Below are 21,236 nucleotides of genomic sequence, written 5' to 3' on the forward strand. Positions count from 1 at the left end.
AATGTTAGGTGGTAAAAATATCCTTTTAGGAATAACCGGAGGTATTGCCGCATATAAAACTACATTTCTTGTTCGCTTACTTATAAAAGCTGGCGCTAACGTTAAAGTTATTTTAACGGATAGTGCCAGCTCTTTTGTTTCTCCGTTAACCTTAGCTACGCTTTCTAAAAATGCTGTATTAACATCTTTTGTTAGTGAGGACAAGGAAGAAGGAGCATCTTGGAACAACCACGTAGAAATGGGTTTATGGGCAGATTTAATGGTTATTGCTCCGGCAACGGCAAACACTTTGTCTAAAATGTCTAATGGTGTTTGTGACAATTTGTTATTAGCAACCTATTTATCAGCTAAATGTCCTGTTTTTTTTGCTCCTGCTATGGATTTGGATATGTATAAACATCCGTCTACTGTAGCTTCATTTAGTAAGTTAGCTTCATTTGGTAATATTATGATTCCTGCTGGGAGTGGTGAGTTAGCAAGTGGCTTACACGGTGAGGGCAGAATGGCAGAACCAGAAGACATAGTACTACATTTAAAACAATTTTTAAACACAGGTTTACCGCTAAGTGGTAAAAAAGTGGTTATTACTGCTGGCCCTACATATGAAGCTATAGATCCTGTGCGTTTTATAGGAAATCATTCATCAGGGAAAATGGGGTTTGAGTTGGCTTTAGCAGCAGCAAATAAAGGGGCTAAAGTTATTTTGGTTTCAGGTCCATCACACTTAACTATTTCTCATGATAATGTTACATTGGTGCGTGTAAAATCTGCAGATGAAATGTATAGTGAAGTTCATAAGCATTATGCAAATGTAGATATAGCTATTTGCGCAGCTGCAGTAGCAGATTATAAGCCTAAAACTATAGCAGATCAAAAAATAAAAAAGAATGATGCTGAAATGCAGATAACTCTTGTAAAAAACAAGGATATCTTATTTTCTTTAGGAGAGCAAAAAAAGCATCAATTTTTGGTTGGCTTTGCATTAGAGACACAAAATGAGGTAGAAAATGCTACTAAAAAGTTAAAAAAGAAGAATTTAGATATTATAGTGCTTAATTCTTTAAATGATAAAGGTGCTGGTTTTGGAAAATCAACCAATAAAATAGCTATCATAGATAAGAAATTAAATATAAAAACGTTTGAACTAAAGACAAAGGCAGATGTTGCCTTAGATATTGTAAATGAAATTATTATAAAGACTAATGTATAAACTTGTAATTGCTTTTTTTTGTTTTGCTATTTTTTCTTCTGCTACAGCACAAGAGTTAAATTGTACAGTTACTATAAACTCAGAACAAGTAGGGCAAACCAACCAACAAGTTTTTAAAACATTAGAGCGTGCACTTAATGATTTTATGAATAAAACTAAGTGGACAAACCGTATTTATAAAGAACAAGAGCGTGTAAACTCTAGAATGTTTATTACTATAACAGAGTACTCATCAAGTAGTTTTAAAGCAAACATTCAAATACAATCTTCTAGGCCTGTTTTTAATACTTCTTATGAAACGCCTATATTTAACTATAAAGACAATCAATTTAATTTTAATTATATAGAATTTCAGCCTTTAGTTTACAACCAAAATACTTTTGATTCTAATTTAGTAGGTGTAATGTCTTATTACGCATATATAATTCTTGGTTTAGATGCAGATAGTTTTGCTTTAGAAGGTGGAACAGAGTATTTTAAAAAAGCACAAGGTATTGTAACACAGGCACAAGGTAGTAGTGCAGCAGGCTGGAGCCAATCTTCTAGTGAAAGAACTCGTTTTGAGCTAGTAGATAATATTTTGTCTAATGCTTACAGGGAGTATAGAGTTGCAATGTATAATTACCATAGAAAAGGTATGGATGTACTTGCAGATAATAACAGCACAGGAAAACAAGTAATTTCTGGTACATTACGTTTGCTATCTACTATAGCAAAGCGTAGAACAAATGCTTTTGTATTGCAGACTTTTTTTGATGCAAAATCAGATGAAATTGTAAGTATTTTTTCTGATGGGCCTAAAATGGATGTTGTAAAGCTTAAGGAAGTTTTAAATACTGCAGCACCTTTTTATTCTAGTACGTGGAATAAAATAAAATATTAACCCTCACTTTTTATATTATAATTATATTTGGTGTAATTTTTAATTACACAAATTGTTAGTATCACTTTCTATAAAAAATTACGCTTTAATAGACCATTTAAATGTGTCTTTTACCAACGGTTTTACAGTAATAACTGGTGAAACTGGTGCAGGAAAATCTATATTATTAGGTGGCTTAGCTTTAGTGTTGGGTAAACGAGCAGATCTATCATCATTAAGAGATAAAGAAAAAAAATGTGTTATAGAGGCAGAGTTTTCTATTAGCAAATACAATCTTAAATCTTTTTTTAATGAAAATGACGTAGATTATGAGGAAAACACCATTATTAGAAGAGAAATATTACCAAGTGGTAAGTCTAGAGCTTTTATTAATGATTCTCCTGTGAGATTAGCAACATTAACTGCTTTAGGAGATAGTTTAATAGATGTTCACTCGCAAAACCAAACACTACAATTAGGAGATAATGCTTATCAATTTAAAGTTATAGACGGTTTAGCTTCTAATACAGATCTTTTGGCTACTTATGAGAAAAACTTGCGTTTATTTAAAAAAGAGACCAAAGCCTTAGAGTTGTTACAGCAAGAAAAGCAAGAAGGAATAAAAGAACATGATTACAATACTTTTTTATTAAGTGAATTGGAAAATGCACCTTTAAAAGAAGGAATTTTAGAGGAGTTAGAGGAGCAATATGAGCAGCTTAATAATGTAGAAAACATTATGGAGCATTTGTCTAAAGGGCATCAATTAATATCTGATGAGCAAGTTGGTATTTTAACGTTGTTGGCAGAATTAAAACAAGCATCTAGTAAGTTGGCAGGTTTTGGGGCTCAGTTTACAAGCTTAAATGATCGTGTGCAATCTGTATTTATAGAGGTTGATGATATTTTTGAAGAGTTTGAAAGTTTAGAAAATAACGTAGAAGCTAACCCTAAATTGCTTGAGGAAGTAAATGCTAAATTGCAATTGTTGTATGATTTGCAAAAGAAACATGGTGTTTTAGAGGTAAAAGAGCTTTTGCAAATAAAAGAAGACTTAGCGCAAAAAGTAGATGCAACAGAGAATATAGATGCAACTATACAGGCAAAAGAAGCAGAAATTGCAGCTCAAGAAAAAGCATTAAATACAATTTGTACAAAAATTAGCAAACAGCGTAAAGCAATTATACCAGAATTAAAACAGCAGTTAGAGTCTATTTTAGCTTCTTTAGGTATGCCTAGTGCAGAATTTAAAATTGAAATAAATGAAGCACCAAGCTTTATGTATAATGGTAAAGATGAGCTAGTTTTTCAGTTTTCTGCAAATAAAGGATCTAGTTTTGGAGAATTAAAAAAGGTAGCGTCTGGAGGAGAGCTTTCTCGTATAATGTTAGCAATTAAAGCAGTGTTGGCTAAATATGAAGATTTACCAACGCTAATGTTTGATGAAATAGATACAGGTGTTTCTGGAGAAATATCAAATAGAATGGGGGTAATTATGCAAGAAATGAGCAGTAGTATGCAAATTTTTTCTATAACACATTTACCTCAGGTGGCGTCAAAAGGTAACCATCATTATAAAGTATATAAAGAAGATAAAAATAACGTAACGCACACACAAATGAAGCAACTTACTACAGAAGAAAGAGTAGTGGAGTTAGCAGAAATGTTGGGTGGTAAAGATTTATCAGATTCTGCAATAGCGCATGCTAGGCAGTTATTAAATTAGAAGCATTGCATTCTACTTTTTTTGAATATCTTTACGCGCACATAAAATTACCAAAATAAATAGCAAATGGCATACAATTTATTAAAAGGAAAAAGAGGTATTATATTTGGAGCATTAGATGAGAATTCTATAGCTTGGAAAACTGCAGAAAGAGTACACGAAGAAGGTGGTACTTTTGTGTTAACTAACGCACCAATAGCAATGCGTATGGGGCAAATTAAAGAGTTAGCAGAAAAAACAGGATCAGAAATTATACCTGCAGATGCAACTAGCGAGGAAGACTTAAATAATCTGGTAGCTAAGGCTACAGAAATTTTAGGTGGTAAGTTAGACTTTGTTTTACATTCTATTGGTATGTCTGTAAACGTAAGAAAAGGTCGTGCTTATACAGATGAGAAGTATGATTTTACTGCAAAAGGATGGGATGTTTCTGCATTATCTTTTCATAAAGTAATGCAAAGTTTATATAAAGCAGATGCAATGAACCAATGGGGTAGTATTGTAGCCTTAACTTATATGGCGGCACAACGTACTTTTCCAGATTATAATGATATGGCAGATAATAAAGCATATTTAGAGTCTGTTGCACGTAGTTTTGGTTATTTCTTTGGTAAAGAAAAGCAAGTACGTGTAAATACAATTTCACAGTCTCCAACGCCAACAACTGCTGGTCAGGGTGTTAAAGGTTTTGGTGGTTTTATTGCTTATGCAGACAAAATGTCTCCGTTAGGTAATGCTACTGCTCAAGATTGTGCAGACTATACTGTTTCTTTGTTCTCAGATTTAACAAAGAAAGTAACTATGCAAAACCTATTTCATGATGGTGGTTTTTCTAATACAGGAGTTAGCCAAGAGGTAATAGAGCATTTTACAGAAGAATAAGAATATTATAATATAGTAAAAGCCATCCTTTTTCTGGGGTGGCTTTTATGTTTACAGTGGTACTACATGAATTTAATGTTTTCTTTTATAGTTCCGGTTTATAACAGACCTAATGAAATTAGAGAGCTGTTGCAAAGCTTAGAGCAACAAACCTATAATAAGCCTTATGAGATTGTTATTGTAGAAGATGGCTCTACAATAAGCTCAGAAAAAGAGGTTTCTCTTTTTCATAATTTACCAATATCATACTATAAAAAAGAAAATTCAGGTCCTGGAGATTCTAGAAACTACGGAATGCGTAAAGCAAAGGGTAATTACTTTATTGTATTAGATTCAGATTGTATTTTACCACCACATTATTTAGAAACAGCAGAAACATCGTTACAAAACAATTATGTAGATTGTTACGGTGGGCCAGATGCTGCTCATGAGTCTTTTTCTACGGTGCAAAAAGCAATTAACTATGCAATGACCTCGTTTTTTACAACAGGTGGTATACGCGGAGGTAAAAAAGCAGTAGATAAGTTTCAGCCACGTAGTTTTAATATGGGAATTTCTAAGGTAGCTTTTGAAAAAACTGGTGGCTACGGAAATATTCATCCGGGTGAAGATCCAGATTTAACCATTAGAATTTGGAACAACGGTTTTACAACAAAATTAATTCCAGAGGCATATGTGTATCATAAACGTAGGATAGACTGGAATAAGTTTTACATTCAGGTAAATAAGTTTGGTATGGTTCGTCCAATATTAAATAAATGGCATCCAGAAACGGCTAAAATTACGTATTGGTTTCCGGCCTTATTTTGCTTTGGATTTTTAATGTCATTATTAGCTTCCTTTTTAGGATTACCTTGGTTTTTATACTGTTATAGCTTATATTTTGCAGTATTGTTTGTAGATTCGTTATTAAAAAATAATAGTATAGTAATAGCATTTTTATCTTTAGTTGCAGTTGTAATACAGTTTGTGGGGTATGGCTATGGCTTTTTAAAGTCTACATTAACATTAAACTCAAGTAAAAAAAGTGCGCAAGAGTTGTTTCCTAAATTATTTTTTAAATTATAAAGGTGTTAAGTAAAGTAAAAAACAGTTTAAATAAACGAAAAGTGAAAATTTTTTCACTCTTTCTACTATGTGCTACATTGGCTTGGTTTGTTAGTAATTTATCTGATTCTTACACCGCTAATACATACTTTAATTTAGAATACGTGAACGTGCCAGATAGCTTGTTTTTTGCTCAAAAACACAAAACAGAAGTACAGGTAAAAGTGCATGCAGGAGGTTTTCAACTATTACGTTTAAATATTTTTAGAAAAAACATAAAAATTGATTTATCTAACGTAGAGGAAAAAGAAGATAAATATTTTTTAAGGCAGTCGGTTTTTAGAAAGCAAATAGAGCAGCAGTTACCCAATTCTTTGTCGCTAACAGAAGTTGGTTATAGTGACACTTTGTATGTAGACCTTTATAAACTACACTCTAAAAAAGTGCCGGTTTTAGCAAATATAAAGGTAGATATGGCACAAAATTATGTGTTAGAAAAAGGTATAAAAATAACTCCAGACTCTATAAAAGTATCTGGACCTAAATCTGAAATAGACACTATTGTAAAAGTAACAGCAGAGGACTATAATTTTAGTGATGTATCATCAGATATTAGTAAAACATTACAGTTAATACTGCCTAAGGATTTAGCTAATACTAAGTTTTCAGACAAAGAAGTTGTTGTTTCTGGAAGTGTATTTCGTTTTTCGGAAAAATTAATTACAGTGCCAGTTACAGTTTTAAATTTGCCAAATGAAATAAGTATCAGAACTTTTCCTAGCGAGGTATCTATCTTATGTAAAGCAAATGTAGAGGTATTAAAAAAAGTTACGGCAACGGATTTTAGTTTAACAGCAGATTTTAATGATTATGTAGATGAAAATTCGCCAATATTAAAATTAAGTCTTACTAAAAAACCAGAAGGTGTTTATAGTGCAAAGTTAAAAGAAGAGTCTGTAGAATTTATTTTAAACAGAAAATGAAAATTGTTGGTTTAACAGGTGGTATAGGTAGTGGTAAAAGTACTGCAGCTAAAATGTTTGCAGACTTGGGTGTGCCTGTATATAATTCTGATACAGAGGCAAAAAAATTAATGCATACCTCTGCTAATGTAAAAGAGCAAATTATACAATTACTTGGTGCAGAAGCATATAAAAATGGATTTTTAAATAGAGAGTATATAGCCCAAAAAGTTTTTTCTAAAGCTAATTTATTAGAACAATTAAACGCTATTGTACACCCAGCAGTAAGAATACATTTTTTAGAATGGACTGAAAAACAAAACGCACCTTATGTTATACAAGAAAGTGCAATTATTTTTGAGAATAACAACCAAGATTTTTATGACTACATAATTTTGGTAACAGCACCCTTAGAAGTCAGAATAGACAGAATATTAAAAAGGGATAATACTACACGCGAAAAAATTCTTTCTAGAATGGACAATCAGTGGACAGATGAAAGGAAAGAAAAAATGTCTGATTTTATGTTAATAAATGAAGATATTGTAAAGTTAAAGTTAAAAATCAGAGAAATTCATTGTATATTAAGGGAGTTGTCTTAAAAACCGTTAAAGTTTAACTGTTAGTGTTAAGGTTAGGTTAAACCGGACAGACTATATATGTTAAAATCTTAATTTTGCCCAAATGAACAAGAAGTTATTGGTTATACTTATTGTGTTGATGACCTTGTCTTTGCTTGGAATTATATTTGTACAGGCATATTGGATTAAAAAATCTATAGAAGACAAAGAGGAGCAGTTTTATCAAACCGTATCACAGGTTTTAGATAATGTAGCAGGTAAGATAGAGACTAGAGAAATTAATGAGTACGGAAATAAGTTAATAGCACTTAAAGATAGTGTTGGTAAACCATCTGAATTTCAAATTAGAGATATCTTTTTTAAAGAGATAGATGAAGACTCTAGAGAAGTAACCATTTATAATCACGGAATATTAAAAGAGAATTATAATATTCCACCTTCGTTCTTTGACAATGATCTTTTTAATGATAGTACAACAACTATTACCAGTTACACCAGTAAAACTGTAGAAACAGTTTTTAAGGAAAATTTTGGTATGGATGGTAAAGGATACAGCTTTACGCCAATTAAAACAATAACAAAATTTGGAGATATATCTAGGTTTGAGCGACTGCAGTTTGAAGAAATGTTTAGAGATGCAGCAAACAGAAAACCTATGTATAAGAGGGTTTCTAAGGAAGAAATTAGATCTTCTTTAGAAGAAGAGTTTAAAAACAGAAAAATAGATATTGATTTTGAATTTGGTATTTATAGCAAAGGGTTGCCAACATCTGTAAAATCTAGAAAATTTAAGTTTGACCCCGAAACTGTTAACAGAACACCAATATTTAGAGATAGTGAAGGAAAAACAGATTTTTCATTATTGGTTTCGTTTCCAGAAAAAAAGGAATACTTAGTAGGTTCTATTTTAGGTATGGCTATTATTACCTTTTTATTTACCACAATTATACTTATTACCTATATAGGCGCTATTTACCAGTTAATTAGGCAGAAAAAAATATCAGAAATTAAAACTGACTTTATAAATAATATGACCCACGAATTTAAAACCCCAATTGCTACAATAAATTTGGCAGTAGAGGCTATTAGAAACCCGGGAACTATTGGAGATAAAGAAAAAGTTGGACGCTACCTGCAAATGATAAGAGATGAGAATAAGCGAATGCATGCGCAGGTTGAAAATGTATTACGTATTTCTAAATTGGAGAAAAACCAATTAGATATTAGTAAGGAAAGAGTAGATGTGCACGACATAATTGAAGACGCTATAACGCATGTAGAGCTTATTGTAGATGATAGAGGTGGTTATATAAACACACACTTAAATGCAAAGCGTACAGATGTTTTAGCTAATGAAATGCACTTTACAAATGTGTTGGTAAATGTTATGGATAATGCTATAAAGTACTCTCCAGAAGCGCCAAAAATAGATGTGTACACAGAGAGTACAAAAAACAGTATTCTAATAAAAATAAAAGATCAAGGTTCAGGGATGAGCAAAGCTGTTCTTAAAAAAGTTTTTGAAAAATTTTATAGAGAACACACAGGAGATATACATAATGTAAAAGGGCACGGTTTAGGACTGGCCTACGTAAAAAAAATAATAGATGATCACCAAGGTGAAGTATATGCAGAAAGCGAAAAAGGAAAAGGAAGCACTTTCTACATTAAATTACCTATAATTTAATAGATATGGAAACAGTAAACAAGAAAATACTTTTGGTAGAGGATGATCCAAATTTTGGAATTGTTCTTAAAGATTATTTAGGAATGAATAATTTTGACGTTGTTTTAGCTAAGAACGGAATGGAAGGTTTTGAAAAATTCAAAAAAGACATTTATGATGTTTGTATTTTGGATGTGATGATGCCTTACAAGGATGGATACACGCTAGCAAGAGAAATTAGAGAAAAAAATGAGAACGTGCCAATTGTTTTTCTTACTGCAAAAACAATGAAAGAAGATGTGCTTAAAGGGTACAAAGCTGGTGCAGATGATTATTTAAACAAGCCTTTTGATTCTGAAGTTCTTTTAATGAAACTTAAAGCTATTTTGCAAAGAAAGTCTTCTAATACAATGGCAGACAGTAAAAAGTTTGAGTTTACAATTGGTGATTTTAAATTAAATTCTAAACTTAGATTTTTAAAATATAAAGAAGAAGAAGCAGTTAAATTATCTCCTAAAGAAAATGATCTTTTACGTTTATTAGCTTTACATGAAAACGATTTAATGCCTAGAGAATTAGCATTAACTAAGATTTGGAGAGATGATAACTATTTTACATCTAGAAGTATGGATGTTTATATAGCTAAACTTAGAAAATATCTTAAAAAAGATGAGAATGTAGAAATTTTAAACATTCATGGTGAAGGTTTCCGTTTGGTTATTAAAACTGAAGAAGAGTCTTAATTAATAGATATTTATATATAAAAAAACCATCCAGTTTTGGATGGTTTTTTTATGCTTGTAATTTATCTTCAATTGTAGAAATAATGTTTTTAGGATTGTCGTTAAAATTTACCCAAAGCGTTTCTTTATTTTTATTAAACCAAGTTAATTGTCTTTTAGCAAATCTTCTGGTATTTTTTTTAATTTCAGAAATGGCAAAATCTAGCGTCCAATTATGGTTAAAAAACTGAAATAGCTCCTTGTAGCCAACAGTTTGTAGAGCATTAAGGTTTTGATGCTTTGTTAATGCTTTAGCTTCATCTAACAAGCCATTTTGCACCATAATATCTACCCTTTTGTTAATTCTTTCGTATATAATTTCTCTATCTGCCTTAATGCCAACAGTAATTGTGTTAAACGATCTTTTAGGCTTTTCTTGATTTAAAAAAGTAGAGTAGGGCTTGCCAGAACCAATGCATACCTCTAAAGCTCTAATTAACCTGTGTGGATTATCTTTGTCTACTTTGGTGTAATATTCTGGATCTAAAGCTTGTAGTTTAGTTTGTAAAGCAATAATACCTTTTTCTTCAAATAAAGTGTTTAAATCTGCTCTAACACTAGCATCTATTTTAGGAAAACTATCTAAACCTTTGGTTACAGCATCTACATACAAACCACTACCACCAACCAATATTACAATATCATTTTCTTTAAAAAGTTGTTCTAGTTTATAAAGAGCTTCTTTTTCATAATCGCCTACAGAATAGGATTCTAAAATACTTTTATGTTGAATAAAGTGATGTGGTGCAGCGGCAAGTTCGTTAGTATCTGGTACAGCGGTACCAATAGCCATTTCTTTAAAAAACTGACGAGAATCTGCAGAAATTATATGTGTATTAAAGTGTTGAGCAAGTGTAATTGCCAATTTTGTTTTGCCAATTGCAGTAGGTCCTACCACAGCTATTAGAGTTTTAGTAATCACTATACTTTTAGGGTTTTAATCGTCATCATCTTCTGTTAACTTATAACCACATTTGCGGCAATAGTCTGCATCAGATCTTTTAATTTCACAACTACAATTAGGACAAGATCTACCCTCATCCATTGTTTTATTTGGGTTTAAGTTAGATGCATACTCTGCTGATACAATACCTGTAGGCACTGCAATAACTCCGTAACCAATAATCATAATTAAAGTGGCTAAAAATTGTCCCATTGGTGTTTCTGGAGAAATATCTCCATAACCCACTGTGGTTAGTGTTACAATGGTCCAATATACACTGTGTGGTATACTGTTAAAACCGTGTTCTGGTCCTTCAATTAAATACATTAAAGTACCTAGTAGTACAGATATTATCAATACAAAAAATACAAATACAGATATTTTTGTTCTACTAGCTCTTAAAGCATTAATTAGCTTGTTAGATTCGCCAACAAAGCGCACTAATTTTAATATTCTAAATACGCGTAATAAGCGTAGAGCTCTAAAAGCAGTTAAGTATTGTGACCCAACAAAAAAGAAAGCAAGGTACTTGGGTATTGTGGATAAAAAATCAATAATACCAAAAAAACTAAAAACGTATTTTTTAGGTTTATTAATGCAAATAACCCTTAATATATATTCTATAGAGAATAAAATGGTTACTACCCATTCTGATATATTTAAAAAACGGTGATGTTTAGTGTCAAAACGAGGTACACTTTCTAGCATTACAATTATAACGCTATACACAATTAATACAAGCAATAAAATATCAAATAATTTACCGGCAGGTGTGTGTGTGCCATAAATTATTTCGTGAATTTTAGCTTTCCAATTTTTAGATGGTTTTTCGTTTTTCAATGGTTAGTGTAGTTGTATTTGTTGTACTCTTTTATTTTTTCTAAGATAGGTTAAAATTAGGTGAATGGTGTTTTGGGTACTTTTCATATTGGTAATAATAGATTCTAAGATATGAATATTATTTATTTGATGATTTAAATTGTAATATCCATAGCCTTTAAATTCTCCATTTTTAATTAAAATAGCAGAATATTCACCTATTTCTCTGCCTTTGTCTTTTATTAATATATTTTTTCCGGCTAGGCTATATGTTTCAATTACCTGTTTTACCCTAGCGTTGTAAACTTCTGTGGCTTCTTTTTTTATACAGGCACCATTACATGTACCATCTTCATAATTTCCACAGTTAGTTTTTGCTTCAGAAATATAATTTACCTTGTTGCAAAGTGTAAACTCTTTGCTGGTTTTATGAACAAAATTTTTAGCAGCAATGTAACTACTAAAAGTACCTATTGTTTGGTCTGTAGTTGTAGTTTTATCAATAAATAAAGACAAGTAGCCATCTTTATTTTCTTTTATAAAAACACCATAATTAAATAGCTTTTTACGTATGCTACTATTATATTTTGGTTTAACTCTGCGTAATTCTTCGTTTTCTTTTAGAGTAGCAATTAGGTCGTTTCCTGTTTTTTCAAATGTAACCTTACGTGTTTGCTTTTGTAGTTTTTTAGCAACATTAGAAACGCCTGTAAAGTGTTTGTTTACTTTTTTCTTAATATCTGTAGATCTCCCCAAAAAAATTAAATCACCATCTTTATCATACATATAATAAACTCCAGTATCATTAGGTAATTGTTCTACAAGATTTATTTGTCTGTCTGAAAGTTCTCCCATAGAACCTTCTTTTATAACAGTTTTAATAATGCTTTTGTTAGAGTCTTTAGCAAGCAATAGTTTAAACAATTGTAATGTAGCAAGTGCATCTCCATTAGCTCTGTGTCTGTCACTAACAGGTATGCCTAGTGAGCGTACCAATTTACCTAAGCTATATGATTCTTTATCTGGTATAAGTTCTTTAGATAGGTTAACGGTACACAAGGTTTTGCGTTCAAAATTATAGCCTAAACGCCTAAACTCGGTTCTAAGAATTCTGTAGTCAAACTGTGCATTATGTGCTACAAGAACTGCGTCTTCTGTAATTTCTACAATCCGCTTAGCTATCTCATAAAACTTAGGAGCGGTACGTAGCATTTTGTCATTAATGCCAGTAAGTTTTACTACAAAAGGCTGTATTTCTTTTTCTGGATTAACTAAACTAATAAATTTATCTACAACTTTATGGCCATCAAATCTATGAATAGCAATCTCTGTTATTCCTTCTTCATTAAATTTACCACCTGTGGTTTCAATATCTAAGATTACGTACATTAAATTTGTTTAGCCTGTTGTTATATATAATTTCTGCTACCAAAAATACTACTTCCTATACGTACCATTGTACTTCCTTGGTCTATAGCAATTTTATAATCGCCACTCATACCCATAGATAGTATTTTTACATCTAAGTTAGTAGATTTTGTGCTTTGTAAAGAAGAGAAAACCTCTTTTAACGTACCAAACTCTTTTTTTACTTGGTTTTGGTTGTCTGTAAAAGTAGCCATACCCATTAGGCCAACCACTTTTATGTTTTCTAATGTTTTAAAAACATCAGAAGATACAAGGCTATTTAGTTCTTCTAAATCTAGACCAAACTTTGTGCTTTCTTCTGCAATATGCATTTGTAATAAGCAATTAATTACTCTGTTATGCTTTTTTGCTTGCTTATTAATTTCTTTTAATAGTTTTAAACTGTCTACACCGTGTATTAAAGACACATATTCTGCCATATACTTTACCTTATTGGTTTGTACGTGACCAATCATATGCCACTGTATGTCTTTTGGCATCACTTCCCATTTCTGGGTCATTTCCTGAATTTTATTTTCGCCAAATATACGCTGTCCAGCAGCATAGGCTTCTTCTAAATCTGAAACAGGTTTTGTTTTAGATACAGCTACAAGTGTAACCGTTTCTGGTAAGCTATTTTTAATTTCTAGTAAAGACTGTTTAATTGACATAATTTTAATTAAAACTAAAATTCATAAATGGTAACACCGCTTCTTAATTTTGGTTCTATAAAAGTGCTTTTTGGAGGCATTTTTAAACCGTCATCTGCAATGCTTTTTAATTCTTCAATATTGGCAGGTATCATACCAAAACCAACTCTAAATTTACCACTATCTATTTTATTAACTAAACTTACAATTTCTTTTTTACCACTTAAGTAGTCTATTCTATTATTTTTACGAACATCTGTAATGCCAAGAATAGGTTTTAAAATGGTATTGTAAAGTAATTGCGCATCTAATTTATCTAAAGAATTTTTAAACGTATAAATAGATTTACGTAGGTGTAATGAATAAAATTCACCATCTAAATACATACTAAAATGATGTTTTTTATTTGGTTTGTATGGTATAGCACCTCTGTTTTCTATACGGTAAATAGCATCTAACTGTATTAAAAACTCTTCTTTAGTTAAACCATTAAGATCTTTAACCAACCTATTAAATTCGTGTATTTTAAGCTCAGACTCAGGAATAAAGTAACTCATAAAAAAATTATAATTCTCTGTACCATTATGGGCTTTGTTTTGTTCTTTACAGTCTAAACATAGTAATTCTGATGATGAAGATCTGTGGTGACCATCTGCAATATATAGTGTTGGTATATTTTTAAAAGCATTAACAATGGCGCTTATAGCTTCTTTTTCTGTAATAAGCCAAAGGTAATGCGTGTCTCTATACGTTGTGGTAAACTCATATTCTGCACGCTCTTCTTGTTTCTTTTTTATGATAGAAGAAACCTCTGTATTGTCTGGATAAGTAATAAGTACAGGCTCTGCATTAAAACCAACAGTTTTTAAATAGTCTTTAAAAACAACCTCTTTGCTAGCAATAGTATCTTCATGCTTTTTAATGATGTTATTTTTATAATCTTCTACGCTTGCGGCACCAACAATGCCATTAAACACTTGGTTATCTCTGTCTACAACTTTATAAATGTAAAAATAAGGAGAAGCATCTTGTGTAAAAACACCATCTTCTTTAAATTCTGAATACCTGTTTTTTACCAATTGATAACGCGCTACACCAGATATTTCTTTATCATACTTATAACCAGGATTTACAATATGTAAAAAAGAATACGGGTTATGGTCTAGCCTGGCTTCACGCTCTGCCTGAGTGTAACTTTGGTAAGAACGTGAAGCAACCAAACTAACCTTATCTCTGGTTGGGCGTACAGCTTTAAACGGTTTTATATTTGCCAATGCGTATTATTTTGCAAATTGAGAAGCTACTTTTTCTGCTTTTCTAGATTCTGAATAATCGTAAAAACCTTCTCCAGATTTTATACCTAATTTTTTAGCCATTACCATATTTACTAATAGTGGGCAAGGTGCGTATTTAGGATTTTTAAATCCGTCGTACATTACATTTAAAATGCTTAAGCAAACATCTAAACCAATAAAATCTGCTAATTGTAATGGTCCCATTGGGTGTGCCATACCTAATTTCATAACGGTATCAATTTCTTCTACACCAGCTACACCGTTGTAAAGAGTTTCTATAGCCTCATTAATCATTGGCATTAAAATTCTGTTAGCAACAAAACCAGGATAATCATTAACCTCTGTAGGTGTTTTTCCTAATTTAGTAGACAACTCCATAATAGTAGCAGTAACCTCATTAGACGTGTTGTAACCTCTAATAATCTCTACCAATTTCATAATAGGTACAGGGTTCATAAAGTGCATACCAATTACTTGTTCTGGTCTGTTGGTAACCGCAGCAATTTGTGTAATAGAGATTGATGATGTATTTGTGGCCAAAATAGTTTTAGCGTCACAAATAGCATCTAAATCTTTAAAAATCTTTAGTTTTAAGTCTACATTTTCAGTTGCAGCTTCAACAACTAAATCTACACCGTTAACACCATCTGCAAGTACAGTATGTAGTGTAATATTAGCTAAAGTATTGTTTTTATCTGCTTCAGATATTTTTTCCTTAGCAACCATTCTGTCTAAATTTTTAGTAATGGTAGCTAAGCCTTTATCTAAAGATGCTTGTGCAATGTCTATTAAGTTTACCTTGTAATTATTTTGTGCAAAAACGTGGGCAATACCGTTACCCATTGTACCTGCACCTATAACTGCTATATTTTTCATTTTATGTATATTAAAAAGATTCTATAATTTGTAAAGCTACTCGTAATGCATTTGTTCCTTGTTCTAGTGTAACAATAGGAGTAGTGTTGTTGTTTATGGCGTCTGCAAAAGTTTCAAGCTCGTCTAAAATAGCGTTGTTACCTGCAACCTCAGGATTTTCAAAATAAATTTGTTTCTTTTCTCCTTCAGCGTTTTGTAAAACCATATCAAAATCACCCGCTTGTTCTGGTGCATCTTTCATTTTTACAACTTCAACCTTTTTCTCTAAAAAGTCTACAGAAATATAGGCATCTTGCTGAAAAAACCTTGATTTACGCATATTTTTTAATGAAATTCTACTAGCGGTTAGGTTTGCAACACAACCATTTTTAAACTCAATACGTGCATTAGCAATATCTGGAGATTTACTAATTACAGATACGCCACTTGCGTTAATACTTTTAACCTCAGAATTTACTACACTTAAAATAGCATCTATATCATGTATCATTAAATCTAAAACCACAGGAACATCTGTACCACGCGGATTAAATTCTGCTAACCTATGTGTTTCTATAAACATTGGGTTTACAATACTATTTTTTACCGCTGAAAAAGCAGGGTTAAAACGCTCTACGTGTCCTACCTGGCCTTTAACATTGTGCTTGTTTTTTAGTTCAATAAGTTCTTCGGCCTCTGCCAACGTATTGGTAATTGGTTTTTCAATAAAAATGTGCTTTCCTTTCTCTATGGCTTTTTTAGCACAATCAAAATGAGATAGTGTAGGTGTAACAATATCTAAAACATCTACAGCATCCATTAGTTTATTTATGTTATCAAAATAAGTATAACCAAATTCGGCTTCAACTTTTTTACCATTAATAACATCTGGATCATAAAACCCTACTAAAGAATATTTTTCTGATTCGTTAAGCAAACGCAAATGGATTTTCCCCAAATGACCTGCTCCCAAAACTCCAACTTTAAGCATAAAAATCAATTTTCAACAAAAATAGGGATAATGTTTGTTCTATGGTTTATGTGTTTAAAAGTTTATGTAGGTAGAATTAAAAAAATGATAGAAAAGTGGTTTAAACGTGTAACTAATTTTTGGTAATAGTTACAGATTAGTATAATAATTGTAAATTTAGCAATCAAATTAAATACTCAAAAAGAATGAAAATGAACACTTTTAAAGCTGCATTTTGTGCAGTATTATCTTTAGGTACAATTACAGCCGTATCTGCGCAAGATAAACTAAAGGAAATGCCTGGTTATGAGCAGTACATAGAAATAGCACCGCAGATTAGAAGGTCTATAGTTACTTCTCCATCCTATGTGAAATGGAATGATGAAGGAACTGCTTTTCAATACAAAAAAGACGGTGAAACCAAAGAGTTTACTATAGGTAAAGGTGAAACTACTGCTACAACTAAGTTAAAAGATGATAGGTATGCAAAGTGGGCTAACAGGCCAGCTCGTGGCAGACAATATGCCTCTGCTGAGTCTCCAAACGGAAAATACAAAGCATTTACTAAAAACAGAAATATGTTTTATAGTAATGCAGACGGTTCTGATGTTGTTGCAATAACTACCGAAGGTAATGAAGAAAACCAATTAAAGTTTGGTATTGCTACTTGGGTTTATGGAGAAGAATTAAGTCAAAACACCGCAATGTGGTGGTCTCCAGATAGTAAAAAGGTTGCTTTTTACAAGTTTGACGAAAAAGAGTCTAAAAAATACTATGTGTTATACAACCAAACACAAATACAAGATTCTGTAGAGATTGAAGCATACCCTAAAGTAGGCGCTAAAAATTTACCTGTAGATTTACTGGTGTATGATTTAGAAACTAAAAAAATTACTGAATTAGATCTTAGAGACGGTAAACCTTATAACGATGGTGATTTAGGTACTTATATTTATGACATTAGCTGGACACCAGATGGTAAAGAACTATTGTACCACAGTACAAACCGTAAGCAAAATATTATGGAACTTAGAGCTGCTAATCCAAATACAGGAGCGTCTAGAACTGTAATTAGAGAAGAGTGGTTGCCAAGTTATACAGAAAACAGTCCTGAAATGCACGTTTTGGATAATGGAAAGCAATTTATTTGGGCATCTGAGCGATCTGGCTTTAATAATTACTATTTATATGATTTTAGCGGAAAATTAGTAAAGCAATTAACAAAGCACAATTTTGAGGTAGATGGTATTGTTAGCATAGACGAAGCTAAAAAAGTGATGTATTATACTGCGCGTAGTGGAGAAAACCATATGAAAATACAGTTGCATAGTGTAAAATTAAATGGTTCTGGAGATAAAAGATTAACAGACCCTTCTTTTCATCATACTGTATATATGGCGCCAAACCATAAGTATTTTGTAGATGTTGCAGAAACACACAATACTGCACCTGTAACTAACTTAAGAAGTATAAAAGGAAAAAAATTAGCAGAAATTGGTACATCAGACCTATCAGAATTTAATAAGCTAGGTTTAAAAAAGGTAGAAGCTTTTACTTTTACATCTGCAGACGGTAAAACGGAGCTTCACGGATTATTACACTTTCCTTCTAATTTTGATCCAAATAAAAAATACCCACTTCTTTTAAGTAATTACGGAGGACCTGCAACTAATGAGTTTACAGAACGTTTTACACCACCTAACGCATTAACAGAGTTTGGCTTTTTAGTAGCAGAAGTAGACGGAAGAAACGTTAAAGGTAGAGGTAAAAGGTTATTAGATAATTTATACCAAAACTTAGGTTTTACAGAGATGGATGATTTTGCTGCAGGTATAAAATCTTTATATAACAGACCTTATTTTAATAAAAACAAAGTAGGTGTTTATGGTACGTCATATGGTGGAACTACATCTGCAACCTTACTATTACGTTATCCAGATGTTTTTCATGCAGCAGTTGCAAACTCTGCTGTAACAGATTGGCGCAATTATGACAATGTGTATACAGAGCGTTATATGGGCTTGTTAGATGAAAATAAAAAAGGATATGAGGCAAGTAGCTTAATTACTATGGCTAAAGATTTAGAAGGAGAATTAATGATTTTCTTTGGTACTAGTGATAACAATGTACACCCAGCAAACTCATTACAATTTATAAAAGCATTGCAAGATGCTGGTAAGAGTTTTGAAGTGCAAATTGGTCCGGATAAAGGACATACAGCTATGGATACCAGAAGAATGATGGAATTTTTTATAGAGCATTTAGTTTTGGATAAAGAGTAAAAACACCCTCTTAATTTTTAAACTAAAAAAGGCTTCATTGTAAAATGAAGCCTTTTTTGTATCTTGTATACTGGTTTATACAGCATTTTTAATGGGGTAATTTATCTCTTACAATACCATATAAAAATGTACCTAACACGGCAAAAACTATTACAATTAAAATAGGAGCAAAACCAGCACCTACTAAAGTAAACATTGGGCCAGGACATGCGCCAGCTAAAGCCCAACCAAGTCCAAAAATAATTCCGCCAAAAAGGTATCTGCTAACGCTTTTGTTTTTAGGAATAAATTTTATTTCTTCTCCATAAGCAGATTTTATTTTAAAACGCTTAATAAGGTACGTAATTACAACACCAAGCCCAACAGCAGAGCCTATAATGCCATACATATGAAAAGATTGCATTTGAAACATTTCATAGATACGAAACCAAGAAGCTGCTTCAGACTTAAACATTGTTATACCAAACAATATTCCAATAAGTAAATATATAAATGTTCTCATAGCTTAAAATATTAAAGGGTATAAAACGTGAATCATAAATAAACCGCCAATAAAAAAGCCAATAACAGCTATTAAAGAAGGTAGTTGTAAGTTACTTAAACCAGATATTGCGTGCCCAGATGTGCAGCCACCAGCATACCTTGTTCCAAAACCAACTAGTAGCCCGCCTATGGCTAAAATTAAAATACTTTTTATATCTGTTAATGCTTCTAAACCATATAGTTCTGTTGGTAAATACGCATTTCCTGCGCTAGAAAAGCCCAATTCTTGTAATTGCTCTACAGTCTCAGGGTTTATGGCTACAGCTGTAGATTCTGTTAAAAAGTTTGCTCCTATAAAGCCACCAATAATGGCTCCAATCATTACAACTAAGTTCCATTTTTGACTTTTCCAATTAAACTTAAAAAAGTCCGATTTTTTATCAGCTCCACAAATCGTACAAAGAGTTCTTAAGTTGCTAGACATACCAAAGTTTTTACCCACAAAAAGTAGTAAAAACAGCACTAAAGCAATTAGCGGGCCAGACACATACCAAGGCCAAGGTTGTAAAATTAATTCCATTTTAAATTTTAATAATTATTTGATGCGTTGCAAAGAAACTTCATTTCAAAAAAATAGAAAGTAACTTAGGTTACCAAGAGTATAATATATTTAATGCAGCGCCTAAATGTAATAGTTATGCTTTACTTCTGCTTATAAATATACTTTATAATTTTAAAGATGTAGTTTTGTATAGCTATAATTTATATATGGATTCTTTAACGCAAATAGTATTAGGAGCAGCAGTAGGAGAGGCTGTTTTAGGAAAAAAAATAGGAAATAAGGCAATGCTTTATGGCGCAATTGCAGGTACAATACCAGATTTAGACACCTTTGCATCTTTCTATACAGATACTGTTACGGGCTTAGAAATACACCGTGGTTTTACACACTCTGTATTATTTTCTGTAGTATTTGCCCCAATTTTTGCGTGGTTAGTAACAAGGTATGAGAAGTATAAAGATTTTAGAGGTTGGTGTTGGCTTTTCTTTTTAGCATTTGTAACGCATCCAATTTTAGATGCACATACAACTTGGGGAACACAGTTGTTTTGGCCATTAAATAACCGACTAGCATTTAAAACTATTTTTGTTATAGACCCATTGTATACAGTTCCTTTTTTGGTGTTTGTAATTCTAACAATGTTTCAGAAAAAAGAAAGCTTAAAGCGCAAAAAATATAATAGATTAGGTTTAATAATAAGTAGTAGTTATTTACTATTAACCTTTGCTTTAAAGGGTGTTGCTTTTTATCAATTTAAAAAACAATTAGAAGAACAAAATATAGTATACTCACAAATAGAAACAAAACCATCTGCTTTAAATACTATTTTATGGACGGCAAATGTAGAGACTGAAGATGCATTTTACATTGGCCATTATTCTTTTTTTGACACCAAGCCTATTTTGTTTTCTAGGTATAATAAAAATCATTTTTTAGTAAACGATTTAAAAGATAACCCAAAAATGCAACGTATGATTGCCATTAGTAAAGGATGGTATACTATTGATACATACAAGGACTTTTTATATTATAACGATTTACGTTTTGGTACACTAGGTTTAGATTATAATGATCAAGATTTTGTGTTTAGGTATCAAATACATAAATATGGTAATGGAAGCATTTCTTTTAGTGAAATTCCAAAAAATAGAACTCAGGCTAAAAAATTACTAACTGATTTATGGGAGCGTATAAAGGGGAATTAGTAAATAAAAAAAGCTAAAACACTAATTAATTAGTGTTTTAGCTTTTG

At 31.7% G+C, this 21,236-nt stretch carries 20 protein-coding genes; 11 read left to right on the top strand and 9 right to left on the bottom strand.

The annotated features are described in order from the left end of the window. The first annotated feature begins 1 nt into the window (after position 1). From coaBC to KLA_RS09215, 9 genes are all read left to right on the top strand, one after another. The gene (gene coaBC / locus KLA_RS09175) at positions 2–1,210 is read left to right on the top strand and encodes a bifunctional phosphopantothenoylcysteine decarboxylase/phosphopantothenate--cysteine ligase CoaBC (RefSeq protein WP_034645251.1); all 1,209 of its coding nucleotides are present in this window, start codon (positions 2–4) and stop codon (positions 1,208–1,210) included. Next, a complete protein-coding gene (locus tag KLA_RS09180; RefSeq protein WP_013622849.1) occupies positions 1,203–2,093 on the top strand; it encodes a DUF4835 family protein in 891 nt (296 codons plus the stop codon). The genes coaBC and KLA_RS09180 overlap by 8 nt, the downstream gene beginning before the upstream one ends. Before the next feature lie 52 nt (positions 2,094–2,145). Then, positions 2,146–3,798 (top strand): DNA repair protein RecN, encoded by a 1,653-nt coding sequence (recN, locus tag KLA_RS09185; protein ID WP_034645254.1) that lies wholly within the window; start codon positions 2,146–2,148, stop codon positions 3,796–3,798. A gap of 66 nt (positions 3,799–3,864) precedes the next feature. Then, positions 3,865–4,680, top strand: a complete 816-nt coding sequence (locus KLA_RS09190; protein WP_013622847.1) for an enoyl-ACP reductase — start codon at positions 3,865–3,867, stop codon at positions 4,678–4,680. A gap of 66 nt (positions 4,681–4,746) precedes the next feature. Next, positions 4,747–5,748, top strand: a complete 1,002-nt coding sequence (locus tag KLA_RS09195; RefSeq protein ID WP_013622846.1) for a glycosyltransferase — start codon at positions 4,747–4,749, stop codon at positions 5,746–5,748. 41 nt (positions 5,749–5,789) lie between these two features. Further along, a complete protein-coding gene (locus KLA_RS09200; RefSeq protein ID WP_152536838.1) occupies positions 5,790–6,710 on the top strand; it encodes a YbbR-like domain-containing protein in 921 nt (306 codons plus the stop codon). Continuing rightward, positions 6,707–7,291, top strand: coding sequence for a dephospho-CoA kinase (gene coaE / locus KLA_RS09205; RefSeq protein WP_034645259.1), 585 nt, complete (start codon positions 6,707–6,709; stop codon positions 7,289–7,291). Before KLA_RS09200 ends, coaE begins: the two co-directional genes overlap by 4 nt. 82 nt (positions 7,292–7,373) lie before the next feature. Then, entirely contained in the window at positions 7,374–8,957 is a 1,584-nt protein-coding gene (locus KLA_RS09210) for a sensor histidine kinase (protein WP_013622843.1), read from the top strand. A 5-nt stretch (positions 8,958–8,962) separates the two neighbouring features. Next, a complete protein-coding gene (locus KLA_RS09215; RefSeq protein WP_013622842.1) occupies positions 8,963–9,679 on the top strand; it encodes a response regulator transcription factor in 717 nt (238 codons plus the stop codon). A gap of 49 nt (positions 9,680–9,728) precedes the next feature. Here the strand turns inward: KLA_RS09215 and miaA are convergent, their stop codons facing one another. From miaA to KLA_RS09250, 7 genes are read right to left on the bottom strand one after another with little or no spacing between them, the layout of a single operon-like run. Beyond that, positions 9,729–10,637 (bottom strand): tRNA (adenosine(37)-N6)-dimethylallyltransferase MiaA, encoded by a 909-nt coding sequence (gene miaA, locus KLA_RS09220; RefSeq protein ID WP_034645322.1) that lies wholly within the window; start codon positions 10,635–10,637, stop codon positions 9,729–9,731. Positions 10,638–10,655: 18 nt separating this feature from the next. Continuing rightward, on the bottom strand, positions 10,656–11,501 hold the full coding sequence (locus KLA_RS09225; protein WP_013622840.1) for an ion transporter: 846 nt from the start codon (positions 11,499–11,501) through the stop codon (positions 10,656–10,658). A gap of 3 nt (positions 11,502–11,504) precedes the next feature. After that, positions 11,505–12,869 (bottom strand): exonuclease domain-containing protein, encoded by a 1,365-nt coding sequence (locus tag KLA_RS09230; protein WP_013622839.1) that lies wholly within the window; start codon positions 12,867–12,869, stop codon positions 11,505–11,507. A gap of 20 nt (positions 12,870–12,889) precedes the next feature. Continuing rightward, positions 12,890–13,558: a YggS family pyridoxal phosphate-dependent enzyme gene (locus tag KLA_RS09235; protein WP_034645261.1), complete on the bottom strand. Its 669-nt coding sequence runs from the start codon at positions 13,556–13,558 to the stop codon at positions 12,890–12,892. A gap of 14 nt (positions 13,559–13,572) precedes the next feature. Next, the gene (locus KLA_RS09240) at positions 13,573–14,811 is read right to left on the bottom strand and encodes a DUF1015 domain-containing protein (RefSeq protein ID WP_013622837.1); all 1,239 of its coding nucleotides are present in this window, start codon (positions 14,809–14,811) and stop codon (positions 13,573–13,575) included. Positions 14,812–14,817: 6 nt separating this feature from the next. After that, positions 14,818–15,708: a 3-hydroxybutyryl-CoA dehydrogenase gene (locus tag KLA_RS09245; protein WP_013622836.1), complete on the bottom strand. Its 891-nt coding sequence runs from the start codon at positions 15,706–15,708 to the stop codon at positions 14,818–14,820. A gap of 10 nt (positions 15,709–15,718) precedes the next feature. Next, a complete protein-coding gene (locus KLA_RS09250) occupies positions 15,719–16,678 on the bottom strand; it encodes a Gfo/Idh/MocA family protein (RefSeq protein WP_034645263.1) in 960 nt (319 codons plus the stop codon). Between the two features lie 191 nt (positions 16,679–16,869). Between KLA_RS09250 and KLA_RS09255 the strand changes: the two genes are divergently transcribed. Then, positions 16,870–18,939, top strand: coding sequence for a S9 family peptidase (locus tag KLA_RS09255; protein WP_034645325.1), 2,070 nt, complete (start codon positions 16,870–16,872; stop codon positions 18,937–18,939). A gap of 88 nt (positions 18,940–19,027) precedes the next feature. Here KLA_RS09255 and KLA_RS09260 read toward each other — a convergent pair whose 3' ends face one another. Both KLA_RS09260 and KLA_RS09265 read right to left on the bottom strand, forming a co-directional pair. Further along, entirely contained in the window at positions 19,028–19,441 is a 414-nt protein-coding gene (locus KLA_RS09260) for a DUF6691 family protein (RefSeq protein ID WP_034645266.1), read from the bottom strand. Between the two features lie 3 nt (positions 19,442–19,444). Next, positions 19,445–20,002 carry a YeeE/YedE family protein gene (locus KLA_RS09265; protein ID WP_034645268.1) on the bottom strand — a complete coding sequence of 186 codons (558 nt, stop codon included), beginning with the start codon at positions 20,000–20,002 and terminating at the stop codon, positions 19,445–19,447. Positions 20,003–20,190: 188 nt separating this feature from the next. On the opposite strand from KLA_RS09265, the gene KLA_RS09270 reads away from it, so the two are divergent. Continuing rightward, positions 20,191–21,189, top strand: coding sequence for a metal-dependent hydrolase (locus KLA_RS09270; protein WP_013622831.1), 999 nt, complete (start codon positions 20,191–20,193; stop codon positions 21,187–21,189). The last annotated feature ends 47 nt before the right edge of the window (positions 21,190–21,236 follow it).

Origin of the sequence: Cellulophaga geojensis KL-A (genome assembly GCF_000568425.1) — a bacterium.
Lineage (GTDB): Bacteria > Bacteroidota > Bacteroidia > Flavobacteriales > Flavobacteriaceae > Cellulophaga > Cellulophaga lytica.

Excerpts from the sequence above, each read along its gene's own strand:
- KLA_RS09230 (WP_013622839.1), bottom strand. The coding sequence starts at position 12,869 with ATGTACGTAATCTTAGATATTGAAACCACAGGTGGTAAATTTAATGAA.
- KLA_RS09255 (WP_034645325.1), top strand. The coding sequence starts at position 16,870 with ATGAACACTTTTAAAGCTGCATTTTGTGCAGTATTATCTTTAGGTACA.
- KLA_RS09215 (WP_013622842.1), top strand. The coding sequence starts at position 8,963 with ATGGAAACAGTAAACAAGAAAATACTTTTGGTAGAGGATGATCCAAAT.
- KLA_RS09210 (WP_013622843.1), top strand. The coding sequence starts at position 7,374 with ATGAACAAGAAGTTATTGGTTATACTTATTGTGTTGATGACCTTGTCT.
- KLA_RS09265 (WP_034645268.1), bottom strand. The coding sequence starts at position 20,002 with ATGGAATTAATTTTACAACCTTGGCCTTGGTATGTGTCTGGCCCGCTA.
- KLA_RS09245 (WP_013622836.1), bottom strand. The coding sequence starts at position 15,708 with ATGAAAAATATAGCAGTTATAGGTGCAGGTACAATGGGTAACGGTATT.
- KLA_RS09270 (WP_013622831.1), top strand. The coding sequence starts at position 20,191 with ATGGATTCTTTAACGCAAATAGTATTAGGAGCAGCAGTAGGAGAGGCT.
- KLA_RS09195 (WP_013622846.1), top strand. The coding sequence starts at position 4,747 with ATGAATTTAATGTTTTCTTTTATAGTTCCGGTTTATAACAGACCTAAT.
- KLA_RS09260 (WP_034645266.1), bottom strand. The coding sequence starts at position 19,441 with ATGAGAACATTTATATATTTACTTATTGGAATATTGTTTGGTATAACA.
- KLA_RS09235 (WP_034645261.1), bottom strand. The coding sequence starts at position 13,558 with ATGTCAATTAAACAGTCTTTACTAGAAATTAAAAATAGCTTACCAGAA.
- KLA_RS09180 (WP_013622849.1), top strand. The coding sequence starts at position 1,203 with ATGTATAAACTTGTAATTGCTTTTTTTTGTTTTGCTATTTTTTCTTCT.
- KLA_RS09190 (WP_013622847.1), top strand. The coding sequence starts at position 3,865 with ATGGCATACAATTTATTAAAAGGAAAAAGAGGTATTATATTTGGAGCA.
- coaBC (WP_034645251.1), top strand. The coding sequence starts at position 2 with ATGTTAGGTGGTAAAAATATCCTTTTAGGAATAACCGGAGGTATTGCC.
- KLA_RS09250 (WP_034645263.1), bottom strand. The coding sequence starts at position 16,678 with ATGCTTAAAGTTGGAGTTTTGGGAGCAGGTCATTTGGGGAAAATCCAT.
- coaE (WP_034645259.1), top strand. The coding sequence starts at position 6,707 with ATGAAAATTGTTGGTTTAACAGGTGGTATAGGTAGTGGTAAAAGTACT.